At 44.1% G+C, this 24,074-nt stretch carries 20 protein-coding genes; 1 reads left to right on the forward strand and 19 read right to left on the reverse strand.

The features are described 5' to 3' along the window. Nucleotides 1–25: 25 nt before the first annotated feature. The 16 genes from ACTJKN_RS02465 to ACTJKN_RS02540 all read right to left on the reverse strand — a co-directional run bounded on the left by ACTJKN_RS02465 (nt 26) and on the right by ACTJKN_RS02540 (nt 20,169). On the reverse strand, nt 26–664 hold the full coding sequence (locus ACTJKN_RS02465) for a toxin-antitoxin system YwqK family antitoxin (protein WP_440822366.1): 639 nt from the start codon (nt 662–664) through the stop codon (nt 26–28). A gap of 2 nt (nt 665–666) precedes the next feature. Further along, on the reverse strand, nt 667–1,158 hold the full coding sequence (locus ACTJKN_RS02470) for a hypothetical protein (RefSeq protein ID WP_440822368.1): 492 nt from the start codon (nt 1,156–1,158) through the stop codon (nt 667–669). A 6-nt stretch (nt 1,159–1,164) separates the two neighbouring features. After that, on the reverse strand, nt 1,165–2,103 hold the full coding sequence (locus ACTJKN_RS02475; protein WP_440822370.1) for a hypothetical protein: 939 nt from the start codon (nt 2,101–2,103) through the stop codon (nt 1,165–1,167). Nucleotides 2,104–2,108: 5 nt separating this feature from the next. Next, complete coding sequence (locus ACTJKN_RS02480) at nt 2,109–2,951, reverse strand: LytR/AlgR family response regulator transcription factor (RefSeq protein WP_440822372.1); 843 nt, start codon at nt 2,949–2,951, stop codon at nt 2,109–2,111. A 547-nt stretch (nt 2,952–3,498) separates the two neighbouring features. Further along, entirely contained in the window at nt 3,499–4,044 is a 546-nt protein-coding gene (locus ACTJKN_RS02485; protein WP_440822374.1) for a hypothetical protein, read from the reverse strand. 1 nt (nt 4,045) lies between these two features. Beyond that, complete coding sequence (locus ACTJKN_RS02490) at nt 4,046–5,233, reverse strand: hypothetical protein (RefSeq protein ID WP_440822376.1); 1,188 nt, start codon at nt 5,231–5,233, stop codon at nt 4,046–4,048. Nucleotides 5,234–5,235: 2 nt separating this feature from the next. Then, nucleotides 5,236–7,191, reverse strand: a complete 1,956-nt coding sequence (locus ACTJKN_RS02495) for a type II secretion system protein GspD (protein ID WP_440822378.1) — start codon at nt 7,189–7,191, stop codon at nt 5,236–5,238. A 20-nt stretch (nt 7,192–7,211) separates the two neighbouring features. Next, a complete protein-coding gene (locus ACTJKN_RS02500) occupies nt 7,212–8,636 on the reverse strand; it encodes a GspE/PulE family protein (RefSeq protein ID WP_440822380.1) in 1,425 nt (474 codons plus the stop codon). Beyond that, nucleotides 8,626–9,051: a hypothetical protein gene (locus tag ACTJKN_RS02505; protein WP_440822381.1), complete on the reverse strand. Its 426-nt coding sequence runs from the start codon at nt 9,049–9,051 to the stop codon at nt 8,626–8,628. The genes ACTJKN_RS02500 and ACTJKN_RS02505 overlap by 11 nt, the downstream gene beginning before the upstream one ends. Before the next feature lie 101 nt (nt 9,052–9,152). After that, the gene (locus tag ACTJKN_RS02510) at nt 9,153–9,569 is read right to left on the reverse strand and encodes a type IV pilin protein (protein WP_138821434.1); all 417 of its coding nucleotides are present in this window, start codon (nt 9,567–9,569) and stop codon (nt 9,153–9,155) included. Nucleotides 9,570–10,465: 896 nt separating this feature from the next. Continuing rightward, nucleotides 10,466–10,705, reverse strand: coding sequence for a hypothetical protein (locus tag ACTJKN_RS02515; protein ID WP_440822383.1), 240 nt, complete (start codon nt 10,703–10,705; stop codon nt 10,466–10,468). Between the two features lie 390 nt (nt 10,706–11,095). After that, complete coding sequence (locus ACTJKN_RS02520) at nt 11,096–11,530, reverse strand: DUF3997 domain-containing protein (protein WP_440822385.1); 435 nt, start codon at nt 11,528–11,530, stop codon at nt 11,096–11,098. Between the two features lie 6 nt (nt 11,531–11,536). Next, nucleotides 11,537–11,980, reverse strand: coding sequence for a hypothetical protein (locus tag ACTJKN_RS02525; RefSeq protein WP_440822386.1), 444 nt, complete (start codon nt 11,978–11,980; stop codon nt 11,537–11,539). 207 nt (nt 11,981–12,187) lie between these two features. After that, on the reverse strand, nt 12,188–12,634 hold the full coding sequence (locus ACTJKN_RS02530) for a hypothetical protein (RefSeq protein WP_440822388.1): 447 nt from the start codon (nt 12,632–12,634) through the stop codon (nt 12,188–12,190). 6 nt (nt 12,635–12,640) lie between these two features. Further along, complete coding sequence (locus ACTJKN_RS02535) at nt 12,641–16,222, reverse strand: DUF6443 domain-containing protein (RefSeq protein ID WP_440822390.1); 3,582 nt, start codon at nt 16,220–16,222, stop codon at nt 12,641–12,643. Between the two features lie 20 nt (nt 16,223–16,242). Beyond that, complete coding sequence (locus ACTJKN_RS02540) at nt 16,243–20,169, reverse strand: PKD domain-containing protein (protein WP_440822392.1); 3,927 nt, start codon at nt 20,167–20,169, stop codon at nt 16,243–16,245. 191 nt (nt 20,170–20,360) lie between these two features. On the opposite strand from ACTJKN_RS02540, the gene ACTJKN_RS02545 reads away from it, so the two are divergent. Beyond that, nucleotides 20,361–21,839 (forward strand): UvrD-helicase domain-containing protein, encoded by a 1,479-nt coding sequence (locus tag ACTJKN_RS02545; RefSeq protein ID WP_440822394.1) that lies wholly within the window; start codon nt 20,361–20,363, stop codon nt 21,837–21,839. Between the two features lie 328 nt (nt 21,840–22,167). On the opposite strand, the gene ACTJKN_RS02550 is transcribed toward ACTJKN_RS02545, so the two are convergent. The 3 genes from ACTJKN_RS02550 to ACTJKN_RS02560 all read right to left on the reverse strand — a co-directional run bounded on the left by ACTJKN_RS02550 (nt 22,168) and on the right by ACTJKN_RS02560 (nt 24,074). Beyond that, nucleotides 22,168–22,800 carry a hypothetical protein gene (locus ACTJKN_RS02550; protein WP_440822396.1) on the reverse strand — a complete coding sequence of 211 codons (633 nt, stop codon included), beginning with the start codon at nt 22,798–22,800 and terminating at the stop codon, nt 22,168–22,170. A gap of 25 nt (nt 22,801–22,825) precedes the next feature. Continuing rightward, nucleotides 22,826–23,158, reverse strand: coding sequence for a DUF6984 family protein (locus tag ACTJKN_RS02555; protein WP_440822397.1), 333 nt, complete (start codon nt 23,156–23,158; stop codon nt 22,826–22,828). A gap of 373 nt (nt 23,159–23,531) precedes the next feature. Continuing rightward, nucleotides 23,532–24,074, reverse strand: coding sequence for a hypothetical protein (locus ACTJKN_RS02560; protein WP_440822399.1), 543 nt, complete (start codon nt 24,072–24,074; stop codon nt 23,532–23,534).

Genomic DNA, 24,074 nt, shown 5'->3' on the forward strand with positions numbered 1-24,074 from the left:
CCTGAAACAATCTTCACAGGAATCATTAGTTTTTTGGTCTCTCCTTACCCTTTGTTCCATCTGTGCGTTTTTTATCCTTCCTGAATATTTTTTTTACCCAAGCTTTTACCTTTGAAGGTTTTTCCTGGCTGATCTTTCCGTTTCTATACCTGGTCACCAGCACGCTGTCAGCCGAAACGCGCCTTTCCAGTTTCCCGTTGATCAGTCCTTTACGATATTTCCCTTTTACCGAAAGCCCACCTGATGCATCATAACGTTCAAAACGTCCGCTGAGCTTTCCATTGGAATAGTTCACCACCGAATCCGGCATGCCCTTTTCACTCCAGCTTTTCCACTCTCCGCTTTTCAGGCCCATGTCAAAGTGCCCTTGTGTTTTTAACGCCTTGTTCTCATAGAATTCCGAGTAGGGTCCATCCAGGAGCTTACCACTATAGCCGCCCCGGGTCCAGTTGATCCGGTTCCCGCTGAACCAGGCATATTTCACATCCATCTCGATTCCCTGGGGGCTTTTGTCTGGGGACTGCAAGCGAAAAACTGCCTTATAGCCCTCAAAGTTAAGGGTATGGTTATAGCTGTCCGCGTCGAAATAATTCCGCATACGCTGCGCCCTGGACACCAAAGTGCACATCGGGAGCAGGAATAAAGTTATATATAAAAATCTCATTTTTACTTGATCGATAAATAACGGCTTGCACCCTGGTACTCCACTTTGATGGAATCCCCTATGCGTTTGATAAATTTCAGTCCTTCCCCACGCTCGCCCTCACTGAGCATCACCTCACGGCCCTTGACATTGATAATCGCCACATGCCTGCGCTGCGCGCTGTTATAGAGCTGGCCGCTATACACAATCCCCGACCAGTCCGTTTTAGGCTTTAAAGGTACCACCTGAGGCTGGGAAATTGATGCACCCCTCTCAGAAAGCGTTTCCGGCGGTGTTTCCGTATAAGTTTCCGAAAAGGGATCGCTATAGGAAAGATCAAGCCGTACCGTATCGCCGGCATGGTCGACCAGGTTAAAATACCCCCCCTTAAGAGCTTTGGCTACCGGCAGCTCAGGTGCTTCGGATGCCAGGCCGGAAAACACGCGGTAAAAGATCACGCCCCATACCACCACCACACCGCAGATCAAAAGATAGGTCATTTTCTTGTCTTTCATCAGCCCTTACTGAATGGTGAAAGTCCGCAGTTCGCTGTATGCCCCCACATTACCCGCCTTGTCAAACGCCCTCACCCTCCAGGCCACCACCTCGCCCGGATCCCCCGCGTCAAAACTCAACTCGGTTGCGGTCAGGATTTTTGGATAACTGGAATTGTAGGGGGTATCCCCATCGCTTTTGTACACCCATAGCTCATACTTGTCCGCATCAGCAACCTTGTTCCAGACCAGTCTGACCGGCCTTGAAACCAGCTGCCTGTTCAGGGGCGTACTCAGCACAGGACGTTCAGGCCCGGTGGCATCATAAGTGAGCGTTCTTATCGTACTCCATTTGGAGTTCTGTGTTGCATTTTCTGCCCTTACCCTAAACTGGTAGTTGCCCTCCGCACTCAGGGTCTGCAGAAAAACCAGGTTTTCGGTCGTGATGTTCAGGTCCATGCTCTTTTCGTCAAGAAAATTGTTCCGGTCCACTTGTAGCCTATAGGTCGTGGCACCAAAGAGCTTCAGCCATTCATAACGCACCTGGGGCTTTGATACCGAAAGACCGTTTGAAGGCAGGCTCAGCTGCAGCTCCTGATCGCTCAAAGAAGAAGGATAAATCACCAGCGACCTTTGCGCATAAGCGCTTGCACTACTGCCGTTCTCTCCCCTCACCCGCCATTCATATTTTCCGGGATCAAGGGTATAGACAAATTTATCCTTGTTGATCAGCGTATCCAGCAAAACCTTGCTCACACTGTCAAAACGCGGCGAGACCACCTGAAGCCGGTAATAAAGGGCATCAGCCATCGGATTCCACCAGAAAGTCTGCTGATAGCTATTGGTTTCCAGCCGATTGGCAGGGGCAAGCAGACCGATCTCCCGTGACCCGATCGATGGTTCTATAAATTCACTACAGGCGGCCAATAGCGGCAGCAGCAATATCAAAAATCTTTTGTTTTTCATTTTCCTTAGCCCCATATAAAAATCTCAACCGATGCAATCATCTCGCCCATCAAGGGTGCCAATCCCACTAACCACAGCGCCAGTTTGGAATAGGAAAGTACCTGTACTCCCGTCTTCTGTTTCCTGATCATCTTATGTGCCTTTTTTTCAAAAAAAACCTTCCGGTAAGTATTGCCGATAGGAAGTCTTTCCGTTTCATTCCCGTTCATGATCACGATATTCCCCTCGATCGAGGTGATCTTTTCCTCATTGATGATAAAAGATTTATGTATCCTGCTGAAAGAAGATCCGCAAAGACTGTCCTCCATTTCCTTCATTGAATTGTGGCAGGAAAAACGCTGTCCCCCTTCCATATGCAGAATCACGTAGTTCTGCAGCGCCTCGATATAGATCAACCGATCACACCTGATCAGCACCTCCTTAAAGCCCTTGGAATCCGCTTTGATAAAAAATGAGTCAATAGCCTGTGGCTTGTTCTGGACATAGACAGAACTGGCCAAATGGGAAAGATGGTCGAATTTGTTGATACTTTTCACAAAACGGTTAAAAGGTACCGGTCTGATCAGGTAATCGAAGGCGAAATGCTCAAAGGCAGCAAAAGCCTGTTCGGTCCCCGGAGATACCAGTACAACCGAAGAGAACTGCCTGATGCGTTCCAACCAACTGTCCTGTTGGCCTATCAGCGCCGAATCAATAAAGACGATATCCGGCCTAAGCGAATAGACTGCATCAAAACTCTCGGGCCGCTGCACCGAATAGCCCTTCAGGACCGTAAGCGGGTAATCATGGATATAGGTACAGAGCGACTCAACGGTGGAAAGTTCACCGATCACGTAACAGCTTATCATGAGCGTAATTTTAATTTGTTTCTAAGGTCAAAAACGAAGGATCCATTGCCGGTAGCTGACTTCAGCTACCTGAATTCCGAACCTGAAAACAAATAAAAAGGGATTGTTTCCGGTGCCGCAAAAGGCTGCCGGAACTGAGAGCGTTTGAAATAGATAAGTCCATGGTCAGTAGAAATTTATGTGGACAATATCCCAATAAAAAAATATATTCCAAAAAAATAACAACAAAAAAAAGAAATCAGCGAATCCACAACAGCAAACGCCAAAACACACATTCAAGCCAAATAACATCGCATTAAAACCGAACAGAAAATCAAAAAACTGTAATAAAAATAAGACTTCAAAAACGACTGAAATTCTCAAAATCGACATTTGCTGATATGAAGTGTCAAAAACACAATTAAAAAGCTGCTTTCTTTCTATTTGTGTACCAATTATAATATACTACGGTCGTTTTTTACTTCAACTCCGCAAGGCGGTGGTTTTTCATGGGATATCAAATCGCACCGGCTAAGACATTACAAATAAAATGTCAGGCATATTTTGGTCATCTTCTTACCGCAGCAATTTTCAGTCTGAGCACCAGTTTTTCTTTCCCCTCCTCCTGCGAAGAGGCCTTTTCCTTGCCAAGATCCGCAGCGGCAATCCTGCCGATCCCCTTTGCCTTCGAAAGCGTATCCAGCAATTTCACCAGGTTCTTATACCCGCCCGAAAAAGTAAAACGATCAAAAATCACCGTACTGTCCACAGCTGCAGTATCCGAAAATGCCGTAACCGTTTCCGGAGAAAAACCGATAGCGGTCCCGGTCGTGATTGCCATCCCCGATACCGACTGCCAGAGCCTGCTTTCCCGGTCTTCAGACCGTACCTGATAGCCCTTCAGTACAGCCAGATAAAATCCATGCTCCCGCTCCAAATGTGCAATCGCCGATGGCGGTTCTCCCCCATCGGCACCGACCGATTTAAGCTGGGCGTTGAGGACTGCTGCCGAAATGGACTTTTTAAAGGAAAGCACATAGGCCAGATAGAGCATCAGTAGCATCAACAGCCCTAAGGCCAGTTTTTTTGTTTTTAGACTTAATTTCTGCAACATATCAATATCCGATCAAAAGATTAAAGAAATAACTATCGGAGCCCATATCCTGCTGATAGCGCAACAGTTTGACACTGCGCACCCATTTTTTTTCCTTAAGCATGAATATCCAGTTGTTTACCGCGCTCAGGTTGGCCGTTTCTCCCGATATCTTTATCGTATTTCCCGCCTGCTCCAGCGGACCCGTTTTCTTTTCCTCCCCAAACTGCACCTGCGTCAGGTTCAGCAGCCTGGGCCTGGAGCTTCCGATCTCGTTCAGCAGAAAAGCATAACTGTATCCACCGTTCCATCCCATTTTCTTCAGCTGGGTCTTCTGCAGCGCTATCTCTTTTTTCAGCACATCACCCTGGTCTGCTGTAGCCGTCAGATGGCCCGCCCTTTCATTCAAAACCGCATTCTCCGCGTTATAATGACTGAGCATAAAAAAACTGATGAGCAGCAGGCCCAAAAGCACAAAAATAAATACTGAAATCATTTTTTTTAGGCCGGAATCTTCCAAAAAGGCGACAAAAGCAAGGTCGGCCTCCTCATTTTCAGCTTTGACCAGTTCAACCCGGTCATGCAGAAAAAGCTGGAATGCCAGCGCATACGGCAATACCGACCGGGAAGCCACGCTGTTTCCGCCCAAAGACACCTTACTCTCTCCTGCTTGCGCCTCTGAATAACCGTATCCTAAAAAGCTTCCATCCGCTGCCACCGAAAAAACATGTCCATCCACCGAAAATCCCGCGTCCGTTTCTCCGAGCATCCCCCATATTCCCACAAGGGGCAGCCCACCCAGGCTCAGGGCATACACCTTAAGCCCTGCAGACTTTAGTTTGCCCAATAGGTCGTCAGCCAGGGATTTCCGGACAATACTGATCCAGGCCTGCTTTTCCTGCAGGAGCTCCTGCACATAAAATTCTTTTTTCTCCACTGAGGGAAAAGCTTCCTTAAAAAGGCCGGACTGTCCATCCCCCTTACCCTCGAGCTGTTTATGCAGTATCCCCTTTCCGCTCAGTGCCAATGCCACCGGATATTTCCGTGGAAGGGATTCCAACACCTTTACCAAAGGTCCTTCAACCTCTTTATGTTCCAGGATCTCCAGGGCATTTCCCTTCCTGTACACCACAGCATAGCTACAGCGGTACTGCCCCTGCTGGAGCAGCACGATCTCAATCCCGAGCAGATGGTCAAAAGGCGCAAACATGATCAGTACAGGATTGTAGGTTTGATAAAGACCAGGGTCACCACTTTGTTATTGGATTTCTCCCTGCTGCTAAAGAGCCATTTTAGTACCGGGATACGGGAAAGTATCGGGATACCGGATCCGCTTTCATTACTTTCTGTCCTTTCCAGGCCGCCCAGCACGATCATATCTTCATTCCTCGCCCTGATCATCGAAGTAAACTTACTCGTTGATTTGGGCGGTGGCGCGTTCAGCGGTGGATTGCCGATAAAGTCGGAGATATTCACTTTGATATTCAAGGTTACCTGGTCATCGCCTGACACCACGGGCCTGATATCGATTTCCAGGTTGGCATTCACCTCTGTAAACTGCTCCGTTACCACCGTCTGTGCATTGAGCGAAGGGATTACGTTCTGTGTCCGTTGGCTGTAATAGCGCGAACTTCCGATGCTCAGGCTCGCCGAATGTCCATTTAGCGTAGAAAGTTTCGGCACCGAGCGGATATCCACGTTACTGTTATTTTCCAGGGCACTGAGCTTTACATAAAAATTCGGGGTCACCCTGCCCAGGTTCACCGAGCCGTTCCGCCCCAGCCTGGAGAGAAAACTGTTGATCGAATTGGCACCAAAGGTATAATCAAGTCCTGGCAGGACGGTGCCACCGGTCCTCACGCTGTCCGATACCCCTGCCGAAATACCAGTCTTGACTGTTTTGCCCTTGCGCACATCTACCAGGGTTACTTCGATGAGCACCATCGGCACCACGCGGTCGATCTGTTTAATGTAGTTCTCGATCTCATTCACCTGCGGTGAGGATCCTGAAAGCAGGAGCGTATTCTGCTCCCTGAATTCCTTGATCTCCACCCCTTTTTTCCATTCCGTCGGGATCATCATCTGGATGGTATCCAATGAACGGTGCTGCAGCTGCACGATCCGGTTGGCCCTAAGCCCTTCGAGTTTCCGGTCCCCGATCAGGTAGACCCCGCCATCTTTTTTATAGGTATATTCGGTACCCTGCAGAAGCGCAGTCAGAAAAGAATCGTAACCGATCCCACTGAGCCTGGTGGTTACCGTACCTTTGATATCCGAATAGATAAAATAATTTGCACCCGCCTCGGCAGAAGCCGACTTGATCAGGTCCAGGATCGGGGTATTTAGCGCATCAACACTTACTGTCCGGTTACCCTGCGCATCTTTTCTGGCACTGAGGTTAAAATTCCCCTGTGGCTGTCCGCCTCCCTGTCCAGATGGCTTATTGGATCTTTTCACCGCAGTGGCATTGTCCCCGTTCACATAAAGTTCTTCACCGTCAGCCAAAGGCTGGAAGATGAACACCCCGTCATTGGTCCGGTTCATCTTGAGCGCATTGGCATAGGCCAGTTTTTCCAGTGCCACCTCAAAAGGAGCCGCTGCGATAAAGCCGCTTACCCTTATGTCCATCAGGTTGACCGGCACTACCACATTTTTCTGTGAAAGCTGGCTGATCTTTTTGGCCACCTGGCCCAAGGTATCGTTATTGAGCTCAAAACCCAGGTATTCGTTCGATGAATTGTAGTTCACCCGGATATCCCGCGGCGCCAAAACGGTTTTCGCAACCGCAGCCTTGGTCACCGACATGATCGAACCGATCAGATTGATGTCCAGGTCATATTCCTTTACCATAAAAAGCAGCACGTTCAATGCCGTTTCGTTCCTGAAATTGGTATAGACCTTAAAGTTCAGCCCGGGATCGATATTGATGTTCAGGTTGTTCGACTGGGCCAGCGCCCTTAAAAACTCCTGCGCCGAGGCGCCCGAGATCGAGATCTGAACGGGCTGGTTAAGCCCCGGCACCGTTACCGCAAGGTTCTTCAGCCGCTCTTCCACTGCTTTCAGCCGCTGCGACTGTTCGGTACCCTGCGAATACCCGTTATGGAAGCTTAGCATCAGCAGCAGTACCATCAGGCAACCGGTCTTAAAAAATATAGTTGTGTTTTTCATTATTCTGAGCGTAAAAAAATCTAGATGGCCAACAATAAAGGGTAAATTTCTTCCAGGCTGGTGAGGCCATCGGCAAAAAGTGAAAAGGCATTGCCGGACAGGGTATTGATTCCCTTTTCGGCCAATACTCCATCAATGGCCATGTTCCCGTTCCTGATCTGCTGCGAGAGGTCTGCATCGATCGGCACGACCTCATAGACCGCCTTCCGGCCACTGTAACCTGTATAATAACATTTTGAACAGCCCGCAGCAACGAAATGCCGCTCCACCATTATAGGCGGCCGGAACTGTCTTGGATAAAGTCCCTCATCCATCACTTCCTCTTTTTTGCAGACGGGGCACAACAGCCGCACCAGTCGCTGCGCCACCGTCGTATTGAGCGTATTGGCCACCAGGAAACCCGGTATACCCATATCCATCAGGCGGGCCACCGTACCCCATGCCGAATTGGTATGGATCGTTGACAAAACCAGGTGACCGGTCAAAGCCGCACGGATGGCCATATTGGCCGTCTCGGGGTCACGGATCTCCCCGACCATGATCACATCCGGATCCTGCCTTAAAAAAGTACGCAGCGTAGCCGCAAAACCCAACCCGATATTTTCACGGAGCTGCACCTGGTTAACCCCTTCCAGCGTATATTCTATAGGGTCCTCGATCGTGAGGATGTTCCGTGTACTTTTATTTAACAGTTTGAGTGTAGCATATAAAGTAGTGGTCTTTCCAGATCCGGTCGGACCACTGATCAGGATGATCCCGTTCGGGCGCTGCACCCCCTCCAGGTAATGCCGCATATCCTGGTCCGACAATCCCAAAGTATTCAGGTCGATGTCCGTACTGCTGTTGTTAAGCAATCGGAGTACCACTTTTTCCCCGTAAAGGGTAGGCAGTACCGATACCCGGATATCAAAGGCGCTCTGCCTTGCCGAACTGTACTGGATCCTGCCATCCTGCGGCAGTCGTTTTTCGGCAATATCCAGGTTGGCCATGATCTTGATCTTATTGATCAGTGAAGGATAATCCTTCTTCTCGATCTGGTAACGCTCGATCATCATCCCGTCTATCCGCACCCGTACCCGGGAGCGTTTTTCAAAAGTCTCGATATGGATATCACTGCTCTTAAGCCTTCTCGCCTCCTCGATCAGCAGCCCCAGAAAATCATCCCCGGCAGAGATTACCGAAACCTCTTTTTTTTCAGCGCCGACCGAAACATCACCAAGATAATGTTTGGACAGCAACCTGCTCAGTTCTGCATTTTCCAATGCTGAAAGGCTCACCCCACAGCCCAGAACGACCTCAAGCTCATCTCTAAGAGATCCTTCATCGCCGTTCCCGTCCCAGTAAAGTTCAATTCCGCCCTTGGCGCCATTTTCTTTTGGAAATATCCTGTACTGCATGGCCGTCTCCTTGGACACCAGTGCCAATATCTCCGGTCTAATTTCCATAAGGCAAAAGATTAAAAAATACCTCGTCCGAATGGATGTCAACGCTTTTTATAAGAAAACTGACAATCATGATCAGGATCAAGAACAGTGCCTGATAACCTGCAAGCGGAATCTTTTCCTTTTCTGCGCGGTTACGCCCGCTAAAAATCAGTGTCAGCACGACCACGATCATCAGGCTCAACAGGTAAAAAGCAATATAATTCAAACAGGAAAAATAGAATGCGATGCACAAGAGAAAAAGAAGATCCCCAAGCCCAAAGTAACCTTTAAAAATATTAGTGAACTTCCGCTTCCTGAGCGAAACATAAGCGGTCAGCAAGAACATCTGTACAATAATAAAAATGATATTACTTCCAGCCGTAGCTGCCAGACGGACAAAAGCGTAGCGTAACCAAATATCCAGTACAAAAAGCATTAACAATAGCGGAAAAAGCCACCAGTAAATGCCCCTGAACCTAAAATCCTGATACACCATTCCAACAAGTACCATCATAATCCCACCCTGCAAAAGCAACATCAGTCCGCCACAATTTCCTTTAAATTCTTGTCCTGGTCAATCTGCCAGACATTGAAAGTCCCATCACCATCAAAATCCGCCACCGCAGTGGCCTTTGCCGTAAAAGTATTGTTGGATGCAGCTGTCACTTCAACCTTATAATTGGCCTTACCGTCCTTCGCGTCCGAGGTCAGTTTCTCCTGGATAAAACCGATCTCCACCAGATCGGCCGAATATTTTGAGTGTTCATAGAAATAACTCTGCTCCAGCTTGGCCACATGTTCCAGCTGCAGCTTGGCTTCGGTCGTCTTCGCCTTGGTGATCAGCGGCATCAGGTTGGGCAGTGCCAGCAGGATCAGGATCCCGATGATCGCAAGTACGATCAGGATCTCAGTAAGTGTATAAGCATCAAGTTTTTTGGTAGTCTGTATTCTCATTGGATAAACTGTTTGGCCGGGTAATATGCCCAAAGGATATTAACACACCGTAAAGTGCACATAAAATCGGAAAAATGCCAATATTTTTGACGAACGAAAGAAATCAAGTGACAAATAGGGCTTTTGAAGTGACGAACGAATTAAATCCATACTGAAATCCAAAACAAACCGAAAGACTATAAATCTCAAGCCGTTTGGTGAATTCTTTCAAACTAAATGACATTACTTATTATTGAGGAATATTCTACGAATTGTTTTTCACTTTTCCTTATTGGACATATCTATAAAGAACTCGCCACTCGGCAATATAACCTTGCTAAAACCAAACTTTAGCAATGTCATCGTTAAAAAACAATATTTAACCGTAAATCCCGGTACGCGACCAGGATTTACTTATTGATTTGATTTAATCCAAAGTTCATTATGTGAACAAAGACTTTTCATCTTTACGATGTTTCTTTAAAATGATTGAATTTTCTTATCTATAAAAAATGTTCCGGAAACAGAGGGTTCCAAGTCCCGCAACTAAAAATGAGCCGACAAAACATATAACAAAAAGAATGATAGTGTTTCTGTTATTAATCATGTATTTTTCGCTAGCCTGTTTCATTTTATTCCGAAAACTAGTACGATATCTTATTCGCACCAATAAAAAGACCATTAACCAGATTATTATGATGACGATTATGACCAGGATCTTATTGTATTGCATTATACCTTGACTGATCAAAAACATATAAATCACAGAAAAAATAAATACAGAAACGTTAGAGATCATAACTGAGACAATATTTAAGCTTCTTAATACCATACCTTTCGGGCTGGCCTTTCTTATAGGTGTCAAAAAACGATATGTTATGAAAATCAAAAAATCTAAAATCATATTATCAAAAACCCTATTTATCAAAAATATTCTGCGCTATCAACTTACCGTTATACAGCCAGAATCCCAACTCAAGTGCTCCATCCCCTATAGCAATTCCGGCCGTAACCGGATTGCTAAACATCATAGCTGCTGCAAATACCCCCGTACCAGTCCAAAACCCAACATGGTCACCAGTCGTTAAATGTTCATTTGGATCTATTGATTTAGAAAGATAAACGGCTGTGTTCAATAACTGACCGGCTACCCCCAAATATTTACCTGCCGTTTTTACAATTGATATGTGTTATTACAGCTGGGGCAGAAAGAATAACAAATACTACAAGCAATATTCTGGCAGGAAACTTAAAAGAAAGATTATCAACACCATTTAACTCATCTCTTACAATTCATTTCGTCTTTATCTCAATGCACAGTAGAAAGTTAACCAATGAAATTCTTTTCGGATTTAATTTTGTCTTTAATGGTCAAAAAACGTTCTATAATCAAAACTATTAATCATTTATTTTTATCTCATTAAAAAGATCAAAATCTATTACTTGTGTATAAAAATCAGGCATTAAAGTGTAGGTATTGCCCTCATTTTCGGCATTAATAGATTTAGCCGTTTTCACTATTACCTACTTTAAAAAAACTGCTATCATTATCTAGTTTTAAGTTCAATCTCAGCATTAATGCCCAACTGCCTATGCTGTTCATTATATTGTTCTAAACTATAAGGCCCGAAAACCTTTTCATTTTTTTTCTCAATGATCCAATATTGACAAAAATTACTTTTTTCGAATGCTAATTTACATTGATCTGGGCTTTCTCCATTAAGAAACTTACATTCAGGAATACTGTCCCATGGTCTTTGTGAAGCAACAATATATCTTGAATCGAATCCATAGCCAAGAACCTGCGATTCCACTAGAATAGTATTTTTTGAATTTAATATAGATAGCTTCGCTCCTTTAATATTAAAATCGACGACATATCCATTCCCTAGACTTGTAGGTTGATATTCTGCACAGCCCAGTATTGTTCCGACTGCCGCGCCAAACAACAAAAACAAAATCTTTCTCAACCTATATTTCATACATTCTTATTTTTTTATTTTGACTGAACCTGAAAATGAAACGTTGAAATCGCCCCCCAAAACCCAGCTTACCGGTAGAAAATGTGTAGTCCACCAGCCAATGGCAGTACCAATATTCCGATTAGAAATAATAGCATTTTTATATTGGTCTCTTTCAATATTCCAATCAAACACATTGTCCTTTATCTTAAATTGATCATTTCCCAAAGCAACCATTTTTAACTTGCCAAAGGCTAAAGACTTGGAATTTACACCACCAAGAAACAAGTTTACAGCCCCTGACTCCTTAATGTTCATGTTTTCGAGCCATAGCTGCTTTTGGCTATACTCATTAACATCCAATGTCGAAGCTTCAATATTAAATGGGGCTTCCATGGCTATCTGACTGTTTATCAACATTTTAGCTAATATCATGTCTCCATTCACTATATTTGGATCTCTAAAGCTCAATTCATGCCATGTTGAAAGTGAATACTTTACAACAGCTTAACGACAATCTAATATCCTAATTCGACGTTGGTGACGATTCAGTTATTTCGGCCCGACACAAATTTAACCCGAACGGCTTTCCCATTATAGATACACACTTTAACGCCGTAGCTACTAAATAAAAGCCAAAAAATCCACCAACCTTCCTACTCAATGTCTCGGTACACGCTAAATCAAATCATGGCTTTTAAAATATTCTTCCAAATCTGTCTTAAAGCTACCCATATCAAAGTCCTTTATTTTTGATTTCATCTTTTCAAAAATAACTAAAGATGAAAGGATTTCTTTGGCTAAAATTTTCCTAGCCCCAAGTTCATCAGCATTTTTAAAATTTTCATAATCAATTTTAATTCGGTACTCAAAATTATCCTCAAGTGTAAAAGGTATACCGTCAGGGTTTATAATTTTTGTCCCTTTCGTATATTTTGGTTTTTTTTCTTTATAAAATTCATCAAATTCTGGTGACACACAGACTATTCCAATAGTAAAATTTTTTATGTCGTCCCCGTAAAATTTATTCATGAAACTCATTTCCAACTCATCTGATAATAAGTGGATATAATGCGTTTTTTTTCTCAGTTCAACTGATACATTTACTGCTAATCCAAAGTTCATACTTTTTTATCTAAAAATTTTATTTCCAGGAGGTAATGCCCCGTGCTCTATAAAATAACTATATATCATTATTTTTTCTTGTATTTTAATTTCCATTTGACTACCAGGAAATAAATTTATTTGCTCCAAACCAGCCGTATTTAAGTAATTATCTGAATATCTGTCACTGGAGGTTGTTTGTCCATATTTCCAAACTTCACCTGCATTTAATAATGTGGTTCCCCCTCTTACATTTGGATATAATCCTGATGATTTAGCTACTAAAGCGTATGTAAAGCCTCTCGGCCCCTTAGTCTTCTGAGCGATTCGATCAATCTCACCCGTCATCTTATTGTACAATGACACTGCAGAATTAGCAAGGTAGGTTCTATTATCATATAAAACCTTCGCTGTTACACCGATCATTACCGCCGCTCCAATTACTTTTGTAACAGGTTCAGGATCTAAACCATCGGCAGCCCAACCAGCTGATAAAACTGCTCCGCCTACAAAAGCAAGTTGGTTACCCGCTTGTCCGCCTTTATCAACTTTCCCAAGACTTTTAGTATCAATTGCATTAAATTTCCAAACAGTATACGCATTGCCCGTATAAGAGCCATTCACATCGGATACCCCAGTATGATTTTCATTATAGAATTTGATCCCACCCGAGGAGTAATAGCCATAACTTCCATTTTCCTTTTCAAGTGGGCTTTCCTCATCGCCATAATAGTGCATACCGTCCACCAACATCGTGCCGGTACCGTTCTGGGCAAAATTCAAAACTTTATCCCATAACCGTTGGGATACATCCCCCATCGGGTCATTGAACATCACCGGATTATCCATTGCGTAATGATAAGTCCCAAGGCTCTCACCCGCTTCCGGCATTGGATCCACCGCCACAAACCTACCTAGCGCCGCATCATACATCCGGTAAAAAGTCTGCTGCAGATCAGGAAGATCAGCAAAATCATCCTGCCATTCGCTACCGTCATTATACAGTTTTCTGTTTGCGTCGGTCGGTATCACGCTTCCCGGCATCGTCAGCCCAAATGGATAATAACTGTTCTCCTGTCTTACCACAGCAACCCCATTCTGCTCTTCAAAACTCACCCTAACATTACCCTGCTGATCCTTGATCATGTACTCCAACTTAAGGGTACCACCGTTGTTGCGTACCCTGCCTTCTGCCATACCAAAATAAGACAGGACATTGTTTTCATATACAAAACCACCGATATAATCGGTGGTCTTCACCAGATTATAATTATCAAAAGCCTGTTTACGGATCAGTCCTCCCCCAGCCTCGTAAGTATAGTCAATGTACCTGCCGTTTGCTGAACTGATAGTCACTCTATCTGTGCGGTTCAATACGTTATAGCCAAGGCTGATACCTTTCTTTGCGTCACCGGTCATATTGCCCGATGCATCATATTCATAACCCTCTCCCGATCCCGTCAGGTTTTTAACACCGAATAGTCCATAAGCACCCCCAAGTCCATCGGAAACATTGCTTAAGCGGTTACCATCATAGCTATAGTTCAGATCATCAACCGCAGCAATATTACCGTTCAATATCGCATTCCGCTGTAAAGTTAATATATTTCCGTTTAGGTCATAACTGATATTCTTTTCATCAAAAGCGCCATTATTATTCCAGCCGCCTCCGTTTCGTTCAGCATATACAGCAGCGTTAAGCCGGGAAAGCTTATCATAAGTAAAACGATAACTGCGTTCATTGCCCATCGCAACGCCCGGTGCATTCACTTTCCATTTTACCGCAGAAATCATCCCGTTAAATAAGCCAGAACTGCCGATCCCAGCATCGCCTTGATTGTAAAACAGTTCCATCCCAAATACATCATTATTTTCATCGTTCTGATCATCCACCCCCAGGCTACTGTTATTGATACTGGTAAGCCCCCCCTGAATGTTGTAGCGGTAATCCACCGATTGCAGATAACTTCCGCCACCGTTGGTACTGTGCAGTTTCCTATCGATCAATTGCCCGATCGCGTTGTATTCATAAGCTCCGATCCTCACCGCTGCACCCCAGTTATAGCCTTCATCCACAGTCTTAAGCCTACCCCAATGGTCATAAATATATTCGGCGTGCACTACAGTTGTTGCCGAAGTCACCTGCACGGCTCTCCTCCTGATCACCTTAGCAGCAAAATCGAAAACGCTTGTACTTATACTGTTTACCACTGCGTTCAGTTGGTTATTTGTCTGTTCTTGGATCTGATTGCTGTTGGCATCATAAAACATGACCGAAGTCAGCCAGATATTAGCCAGCCCGTTACCCACACTTCGTTTTCTCACAATAGTAGGCATGCCTTTGCTGTAATCAGCCTGCGGTACTTCTCCCGCCATTCCCTGATTCTGGTAAGCATAGTCTGCAGCACCATTTCCATCGAGATCGTAATCATCGTAATAAGCGTAGCCCAAAGGCTCAATATCCACATTCGGAAAACAGCTATTCGTATAATAACCGGTAGCAGCATCACCATTCCGCAGTTCTGAGGAATTTGCGGCGAAATTCAGCCCATTGACATAATCCTGCATTGCAGATCTTGTGATATAGCTGCCATTATAATGAATCCCCTGCGCCACCGGAGTATTTCTGCTATCATATTTAATATAGTTCCACTTCTGCTGAGACCTGAGGTTGGCATCCTGGGCCAGTATCAGTCTATCAAAAGCATCATAAACCAAATAAGTTATACCACCGCCCGGAACCGTGCGTTCAACCTGCCTAGCCTTATCATCGTAAACATAGGAAAAGAGCAACTTTTGTACATCTTGCTGCTGCAGGCTGTAGTTGCCATAACCGTCCATCAGCGCGACCGCCTTTGGTGGAATTACAAAAACTAGCCCACCAAGATCATTGTACACGTAGTAAGTATCTGCCCATGTCGTCCCATTCTGCGCAAGCAATTGTCTTTTAAGTATCGTTTTCCCATTCTGATCAGTATAGATGAGCGTTTGAGCGCCCTCTTCATCCGTTCCAGAAGTCACCATAAGCGCGCCCGTTGCATAATTTCCCTGATATGTACCATCCGGGTCCCGCTTCCATACCGTTTCACTCGCAAGATTCGAGCGGGTCGAGAGGATTTTAAAGTGCTGCCCCGGTTGAAACCCGTTGCCTATACCTCCAGACTGCAATACACGTTGCAAAGGACTGTTCTCAAAAACCTTCTGGCTATATGGATTGCTGTCCATCGCAGTCTTTTGCCCCGAAGTCTGATAAAAGCTCAATTGTTCGTTAATAGCATTGCTCCTATAACCACCCCCTGCAATAGCGGAAGCGTATGGCAGATAAGCAGTAGCCTGCCGACCCAGATTATCATAAACGATAGGCTGGACAATATCCTTCTGGCCTGGACTTGCAGAAAGCGCTACGGATTGTATAGGCCTTCCTAGACCATCATAATAAATCCTTGTTGTGTTGCGCTGGGTGATACCAAGCCCCGAAACCTGTACATCGGTTAAAATGCCGGAAACCTTGACCACATCCTCCTGAACAAAACTACGGTTCTGCGCATGAACCACTCTGGTGGCCATGATGAATGATAATATCAAAAAGGCGAAATATTTTATTTTCATGTATCTAACGCTATAAATTGTTATTCTGGTAATGAACATTGGCTGATGCTGAGACTGAATGTGATATTCTTTTTTCCGGTAAGGTTGATCCCGTTGAATAAATACGTATAATTATTTACGGGCTGAGAAGGTTGGCAGCCGGAGATCAGTCCAGTGGTAGGGGTTGTATAGCCATCGTATTTAACAGATTTATATCCGGAAGGATTACTCGAGCTATATTGCCCAGGGGCAACAATCTGTATGTCATAGGTACCAGGATCAACTAAAATCCCTCCACCTGCATTGGTAAGTGTGTATTTAAGCACCGCACCCTGGTAGAATTTCACGGTCATTGTCGCATAAGCATATGCTTGCACTTGACTCGAAACGTTAGTCACTGTCACTTGCCTGGTAGCTGACGTGGTTCCATAAGGTTCCAGGTATTTCGTTACAGTGACCGTATAAGTACCCGGCTGGGTATAGGTATGGGATATCTGTCCCTGAAGCTGCGTATTGCTTACCGTAGCCGTGCCATCACCGAAATTCCAGGTATACACCTTCCCACCGGTGCTGGAAGCGAAACTTGCACCATCGGAAAAAGCGATCGGGACGTTGGTGTTGGCACTGCCTGTGTCATAAACGATGGATGCATTATAAGTACTCAGATCTGTTTTTGATATATAGGTCTTCCTGATCCTAATATTTTTATCATTGTCCAGCACGATGGTCGGCCTTTGAAGTTTGTCATAAAGATAATATTCAGCCTTTCCATTGGTATTGGTCAATGAAGTCTTCAAAAATGAATCTTTATCATACCCGATGGTTGACACAGTTGCCTCGGCTGGGTAAAAAATGATATCATCTAAAATCGCCGCCGTAGAGCACTGAAAGGAAATTGTAAACGAAGAAGACATGTTGGCAACAGGAACCTTGATTTCAAAGTATTTCCAGAGCCCAGCAGTATTTGTATAAGGAAGCGTGTAAGCCGTCGCTCCGCTCATTGTGCTATTGAGTGTGAGGCTGATCGATCCAGAACTGGTGGTTTTCATCCAGATGGAAAAAACATAGTTTTTTCTAGATTCCAGTTTGCTGACCGTGCGGGAAAAGACAGTCCCTGCAGGCGTACTAAGGGCCAGGTTGCCCGACCTGGCGGGCGATACAAAACTTCCTACCCCACCGGTGCCATTTTCCGGAGCATGACCATTAACGCCAAAATTGGTTTCCACGAACCGCGCCTCAAAATTCTCGTAGGCAATTTCCGAAACCGAAGCATTTTCAAAAACTGCAACGGGTAATGAGATCAGGTAATCTGTAACTACACCTTTTCTTTTTACCCCGTCAATGAGCGAAGTTGCGACGTTGGCGGCCATGTCATATGCTAATACCTGCTCTTTAACCCGGTAACGGCTGTCTTTTGAAAATATACTGTTAATAACTGTCGAAGGCTGAAAATCATTCAGCCCCGTTGGGCTTTGAAAACCAAGCCGGTTCTCCGGCAGGTTAAGATCGCTGCGGTACTTAAGGTCCCATCTTTTAAAGCTGGTCATTGCACCGGAAAAAGTACGGTTTACCCCGTTACGTTCCACCTGGTTATAAGATTCAACCTGTAAGTTTAGACCATTGGAAACCATATTGTACATAGACTGTACCATTGGATCTGCCGACGGTACTGGTGAATAGTCCCGCAAATACTTAAAATAGCTTCTGGTGATGCTTCCATCACTTTGTGTCTGCTCCTTCATTGTCAATTCTTTATGGAAAGCACTGTTATAGCTGTAATCTGTAGTTGTACGGTTTTCAGGACTTGCAGAAGTGGGATAATATAAAGTATTCTCCTCCCTGGCCGTCAGGTTTGCGACGCTCGAAAATATGCTGTATTTTGCATAGGAAATCCCATTTCCGTTCTCTTCAAACCTCAATGCATTGATCATCACCGGGGCTCCGGTACGTTGATAATTGTATATTGATTCTGCTACCTTGTTTCCAGCCTCATCATATTTTGCAAGTTTTTTGATCAATCCCCGTTCAAAATCGTAATTGGCATTCGGTGCGAAAGGATATGCATTTTTTTCAGTGGCCATATACCCACCGACAGCGCATGTTGTCCTGCCATAATAAGTCACTGTCGGCGTCCAGTCAGCACCCCAGCTATTGTCCCAGTTTGTCGCGGGCAATGTATATTCGTACAGAGAACTTCCCGCTCCCGGCTGTGAAACCTTGACCGCCCCATACAATATCCGGCTTTCTTCCTGTGAAATATTCTCTTCCAGCCTCATAACAGAATTCTGGAGCATACTTTCGGTGGTACCGGAACCATAATATGGAGTGGTAAATGAAAGAAGTGGAACAGTGATAGGCTTTCCACTGGATAATCCTGTTGCTGGATCCAGATAACTGTAATTGGTTACAATATCATTTCCCCCATCGCCGATAGAAGTAGTTTTTTTCACCCTTAGCCCCCCTCCCTGAATAACCTGTCCCGCAGTCTGATCAAAGTAATCATTAGGCTCATATTCAAAAGAATTAGTGCCCCCATCCTCGCTGTTGGTAATCGTTGAGAGCATTCCCGCAACCATTGCACTGTAGTTGACAGCCCTGGCCTCTCCGGGAACCGTATAGTTATAAACACCGGCTGATCCACCACCTATATTCCGGTAACGTTCAAAACCTGCATTTGAAGGGTTGATGTAAACCTGTGGAAGAAGCGTGGATGCAGAACTTCCATTGTGATAACCCCAAACATCGATCGCCTTCGAACCCGAGTCCGGGAGATTGATCAAAGAATTGCCGGTCAAAATGCCATTATAATCAAAACTCAACTGAAGCTTCCGGCCAAGACTGACCGAATTAAGAAACGTACGGGCCTGGGCTGCATTATTGTTCGGCCTATAGGAATTATAACCAAAGGAAAAACTTTTGCCCACTCCACTGATTGAATCAATAACAGGTACACCGGAAGCCGATGCATAGCTGTAATAAAAATTTATCCCTTGGGATAACGGAACATCGTTCCATTCACCAAAACCGATCTTTCTGAGCATCGGGCTATTGCTTGATAAGGTTACAGTGAAGGGGTAAACGGCTGTATTTGCCGTCCCCTGTGAAACCCCAAGCCTGTTCCTTCCGTAAGACCGCCCTTCACCAGAATAAGAAAAATCATACCCGATATCGCCAGCATCTTTGATACTGTTGATATACCAACTACTTACGTATTCAATTCCGTTTTTATATTGTTCAAATTCCCTTTTAAAAAAACCAATTGACGCCGGCCCCGAAGGAACTGTCTGTCTGGTTGAGGTTTCAACCGTTGAAAAAGTATACTTTGTTCCAGATGCAGTTACAATGATAAATCTGTTAATCCGCCCATACTTTGGGGAATTTGTTGGCAAACCCGTCTCCAGTTCATAGGTTACCTTGATGTCCATATATGGAATTGTCCTGATATTATGATCGGCATCAAAAACCAACTTGCAGTTAAGACCCGGCACATTTACAATAAAAACGTCAGGCTCGGTATCCGAAAGGTCAGAAAAGTTATTGTTCAGATAAGCAATATCGTTTGTTTCATCTGCACAGGTCCCCTGACTGTTATCATTAAGAATGGAAAACGAGTTGATCTTCGAGCCGTTGCTATTGTTGAGCCAACCCAATCGCTGATTCCCCAAATTGTCCAATTTCGAGTCATCGGGAAGCCCCCTCAAAACCCTGTAGATCCCTCCACCAGCCTGAACATTCCAGCCCATCCCGCCACTTCCTTCTACATCCTTGACCTTGACCCCGTTGCTCTGATAATTCAAGCTGATAGAGAGCGGAAGCCGCCCGCTCTGCAGACTATATAGCGCCAACGACACAGATGCCGCCCCCGAGATGTGGTCAACATTAACCTTTGGAATCTGCGAAAAAACGTCCGTAAAAACACCCACCATGTGGACCATCATTACAGACGCAAAAAAAATAGTTCTCTTCATAAAAATCAAAATGACAGCTGGCCAAAAGTTCATAAACGGCCATTCAGGCAGCCAATTTAGCGCTTCAGTAAACAACCAAAAAAACATTTTGACGAACGGGCCAAATCTGTTGACGAACGGGCCAAATCAAGTGACATTTAATGCTAAAACGTTTTATTACCCGATAAACTTTCGTGTTTTTCAACCCAAAAATGTTCCACGAGTCAGTCATTCCGGAATACGACATCTACCTTGAGCAATATGGCATTGACGAGCAGGGCAATGTTCCTGCTTATTTCAAATGCAAACCTCCTTTCAAAACGGCTACCGAGCAGTACCAAAGCGGCATGCGCTGGAAGGAACTGATCCATGAGCAATACGGTACCCGCCTGATCAAGACCTATTCCTTTCAGAACCGCAATGGAACCCTGCTCAAAGCGCTAAAAATCCATCTCGATAGCCATAAAGTAACCTTGAGAAAACGAGACCCGGGCGAAATTTTGACCCAGATCAAAGCGCTGGACGACTATGAGGATTTTATGGGGCTGATCTTTACCTTCCTGAACCTGATGAAGTCCAATAACAGCACCATCGGACAGTTAAGAGAAAAGGCCACAGACCAGCGCTTTGAAATATTCCTCGGCGTATTTGCGCCCCTAAGCGAGGCCTACCAAGCCGAACTGAAACGCACCGGTTGCATCGATTATAACGATATGGTCAACCACGCGAGCAAATATATTTCCAGCAGTGCATTCAATAAAAAGTACCGTTATATTTTAGTGGACGAGTTTCAGGATATGTCCCTGGGCCGTTATGGCCTGATCAAGGCATTGAAAGCCGCCAATCCAGAAGCCAAACTCTACGCGGTCGGAGACGACTGGCAGTCCATCTTCCGCTTCACCGGTAGCGACATCAGTATCATCACCGAATTTTCCAGGCATTTCGGAACAACCGCCGAAAATGCCGTACTCCAAACCTACCGTTTTAATGAAGAGATACTCAACTTGAGCAGCGGCTTCATCCAGGCAAATCCTTCCCAGCTGAAAAAAAACCTGTCTTCGCCTTTCAAGGCATCTCGCCCTCCTTTTGTACTCAGCCCCGTAACAGGTTATGGCAACAAAGCGCAAAGGGATCTGCAGAAATTTGATGCTTTAAAAGATACCCTGGCAAAGGTCAAAAAAGACCACGCCACCGCCTCCGTATTTCTGATCGGGCGCTACCACCATAATTCACCTGCAGACTTAAGAGAACTGCAGAAAGCTTTTCCAGGACTCAAGCTCTCCTATTTCACCGCCCATGCCTGTAAGGGGCTCACCTGTGATGTAGCCATTCTGCTCGATCTGGATAGCGGCGTATATGGCTTTCCCTCCCAAATGGCCGATGACCCGATCTTAGGCCATTTACTGCAGCACGGCGACAGTTTTGAAAATGCCCAGGAAAGGCGGCTGTTTTATGTCGCCCTGACCCGCGCCCGCCACCAGCTCTATCTGCAATATCATCCGCAGAACATGAGCAAATTCTTAGCCGAACTTATCCAGTATCATGGTATTGGCGACAAACAAACCGCCCAGCAGAAATGCCCGAGTTGCGAAGGGCTTATGATAGCGCGAAGTTCAGATAAGGGGAAGTTCTGGGGATGCAGCAATTATCCGCGGTGCAAACAGGTTATGCGCGTGGCTGCCCTAAAATAACTCGGTCTTAGCCGCAATCTTCGACGGGAAAAAGAAATTCAATCGTTCACGTTTATCTAAGTAAAGAAAAACAAGTTTGAAAATTTGTCAAAACCGGGAGAGACACATATAATGCCGATGGTGAGGCTTTTGATGCCCCTCCATAATCTGATTTTGAAAAACGAAGTTTAAGGAGATCAGAACGGCCAATTTGCCCGGAACAGGCGGTCACTTTGAAGCGAAATGGAGTGACAGCTTAACTCGGAAAGTGAAGCCATTTTTGCCGAAATGCCCGATAGGATCTCTTACTGTTCTTTTAGCCAAATAACAGTCTTAGCCGTTAAGAAATTTACTGACCACCTTCAAAAATATCGATCACACCAATATCAACTTTCTCAATACGATGTGGATCGTGTGTAATCCTGTAAAGATTTTTTTCGAGGTCAATTCCATAGAAGTCGCCATCCGCTATATCAAGTAAATGGAAGTATTCCTTGTTATCTAAATTAACCGTATAAACATCATTGGCATTAACAAACTCCAGTTCCTTTGGACTAAGTATTTTCTTCAATTTAGCAAAATCGATATTGTCACGAAACTTAATCCTCATATGAGAAACATCGATTTTTGTAGTATCGATTTTAAATTTGCCCTGGTTTTTGATGGCATATCCATCGACAGTACCAAATGAAAAGAAAATGGAATATTCAAGATAAGAATTAGAAATACAATCATAAACTAAAATCCCATATACTTCAAAATCCCGGCCCTTTGCATCATTTATAGCGTTATATATCTCAGCATCACGTGTAAAACCAATGTAACCAGGGATCGATGGATTACCGATCGAAACAGCTTTTAGTAATCCCAATTTTATTTGCTCAACATATACCTTAAAATCCTGTGGTAAAGCTTTGAGCGTATTTTCTAAAAGCTCTACTTCCCAAGATTGAATCTTTTTCCTTTTGAATAATCCAAACATAATGCAAATTAAAGATTACATACCATTACACATACCCCTCTGGTATATCCGGAATTTTCTTCAGAGGAGAAAAATCAACTTTCCATATATCGAGTTCAAAAAAATTTCCATCCGTATCAATATTTACACTAATTATTAAAGGAATGCCATCCTCATCGAGCATTTCAGCTTGACCGATATCTCTTGAATAAAAGCGCTCTTTATCGGAAACTACTCTTAAGCTACCCATCCCCCCATCTTCCATTTCCTCAACAAAAACTGTTGCTAATTCGTTTTTAATTTTAGCACCTTCTGGAGCATCTCTAATCAGCCATCTAATCAGATTGATTTCTTCCTGTCTTAACAATCTTTTCATCATTTATCTTGGGGATTTACTGAGTCCAGGTACCATCTTTAAATCTCCATACATTACACTTTATATTCCAACATGGTCATAACCGAACCGGGAACTATGGTAGTACTGCTCCTCCGATATCCTAAGTCCTTACGCTAAGTAGCTGTTTTGCGCTGACGGAATTAAACTGGAAACGGTTTCTTTACAAAAAGACTTCCAACTCGGCCAGTATGGATGTCTTCTAATCCCATTGGTTTTATTTGGATAAATAGTGGCCAAACGCGATCTTACTACGCTAGCTGATCGCGGCCCCATAATTATATGGTGAGTGTCCTTAATCTGCCAGCTGTTTTCATTTAGAATAGTCAACATCCAAAGAAAATCCCTATTATATTATTTAAAGAATTTCCGGCATATGCAAATCTAAATTGTAGCTTACGACCATATGATCGGCGCCCAAACCTTTTATACAGATCATATCAGTTAACTTATTTTGTATCATTTTCACACCGTCAATATCTTCAGTCCCATTAACATCAATGTAGTCCTCATATTCATCAAAGGTCAGGTCATTGATAGGCTTAAAAAAATCGCAGGAGTAATAGTATTTAAATAAATCAATAAATAAATTTGGAAAATTATAATCAAGTTTTGCATAGGCTATCGCCTCAAATCTTTGATCATCAATTCTATTAAGATATTTAAACCCGCCAGTTTCCTCAATTTTTTCAAGAATGTTTTTTCTTAAGATAGCCAATTCATCTGATGCGATTAAATTTTCTTCTCTGTGAAAGAAAAAGAACACATTATCGCCAACAGCAAAAAGGTTCTCAAAGGCATTTTTCAGAATGATTCTATCATCCATTGAATCAAAAATATTAAAAAATCCAATAGTCAAAATTCCTACTCCACCTTCAGTTGTTTTGTTTATAATGTCCAT

The organism is Pedobacter sp. 22163, assembly GCF_052045595.1.
Taxonomy (GTDB): Bacteria; Bacteroidota; Bacteroidia; order Sphingobacteriales; family Sphingobacteriaceae; genus Pedobacter.

What these genes read in the sequence shown, in the direction of transcription:
- ACTJKN_RS02495 (WP_440822378.1), bottom strand. Translation starts at nt 7,191, where the DNA reads ATGAAAAACACAACTATATTTTTTAAGACCGGTTGCCTGATGGTACTG.
- ACTJKN_RS02560 (WP_440822399.1), bottom strand. Translation starts at nt 24,074, where the DNA reads ATGGACATTATAAACAAAACAACTGAAGGTGGAGTAGGAATTTTGACT.
- ACTJKN_RS02475 (WP_440822370.1), bottom strand. Translation starts at nt 2,103, where the DNA reads ATGAAAAACAAAAGATTTTTGATATTGCTGCTGCCGCTATTGGCCGCC.
- ACTJKN_RS02500 (WP_440822380.1), bottom strand. Translation starts at nt 8,636, where the DNA reads ATGGAAATTAGACCGGAGATATTGGCACTGGTGTCCAAGGAGACGGCC.
- ACTJKN_RS02505 (WP_440822381.1), bottom strand. Translation starts at nt 9,051, where the DNA reads ATGCTTTTTGTACTGGATATTTGGTTACGCTACGCTTTTGTCCGTCTG.
- ACTJKN_RS02550 (WP_440822396.1), bottom strand. Translation starts at nt 22,800, where the DNA reads ATGTTTGGATTATTCAAAAGGAAAAAGATTCAATCTTGGGAAGTAGAG.
- ACTJKN_RS02470 (WP_440822368.1), bottom strand. Translation starts at nt 1,158, where the DNA reads ATGAAAGACAAGAAAATGACCTATCTTTTGATCTGCGGTGTGGTGGTG.
- ACTJKN_RS02530 (WP_440822388.1), bottom strand. Translation starts at nt 12,634, where the DNA reads ATGAACTTTGGATTAGCAGTAAATGTATCAGTTGAACTGAGAAAAAAA.
- ACTJKN_RS02540 (WP_440822392.1), bottom strand. Translation starts at nt 20,169, where the DNA reads ATGAAGAGAACTATTTTTTTTGCGTCTGTAATGATGGTCCACATGGTG.
- ACTJKN_RS02510 (WP_138821434.1), bottom strand. Translation starts at nt 9,569, where the DNA reads ATGAGAATACAGACTACCAAAAAACTTGATGCTTATACACTTACTGAG.
- ACTJKN_RS02485 (WP_440822374.1), bottom strand. Translation starts at nt 4,044, where the DNA reads ATGTTGCAGAAATTAAGTCTAAAAACAAAAAAACTGGCCTTAGGGCTG.
- ACTJKN_RS02480 (WP_440822372.1), bottom strand. Translation starts at nt 2,951, where the DNA reads ATGATAAGCTGTTACGTGATCGGTGAACTTTCCACCGTTGAGTCGCTC.
- ACTJKN_RS02465 (WP_440822366.1), bottom strand. Translation starts at nt 664, where the DNA reads ATGAGATTTTTATATATAACTTTATTCCTGCTCCCGATGTGCACTTTG.
- ACTJKN_RS02490 (WP_440822376.1), bottom strand. Translation starts at nt 5,233, where the DNA reads ATGTTTGCGCCTTTTGACCATCTGCTCGGGATTGAGATCGTGCTGCTC.
- ACTJKN_RS02535 (WP_440822390.1), bottom strand. Translation starts at nt 16,222, where the DNA reads ATGAAAATAAAATATTTCGCCTTTTTGATATTATCATTCATCATGGCC.
- ACTJKN_RS02520 (WP_440822385.1), bottom strand. Translation starts at nt 11,530, where the DNA reads ATGAAATATAGGTTGAGAAAGATTTTGTTTTTGTTGTTTGGCGCGGCA.
- ACTJKN_RS02545 (WP_440822394.1), top strand. Translation starts at nt 20,361, where the DNA reads ATGTTCCACGAGTCAGTCATTCCGGAATACGACATCTACCTTGAGCAA.
- ACTJKN_RS02555 (WP_440822397.1), bottom strand. Translation starts at nt 23,158, where the DNA reads ATGATGAAAAGATTGTTAAGACAGGAAGAAATCAATCTGATTAGATGG.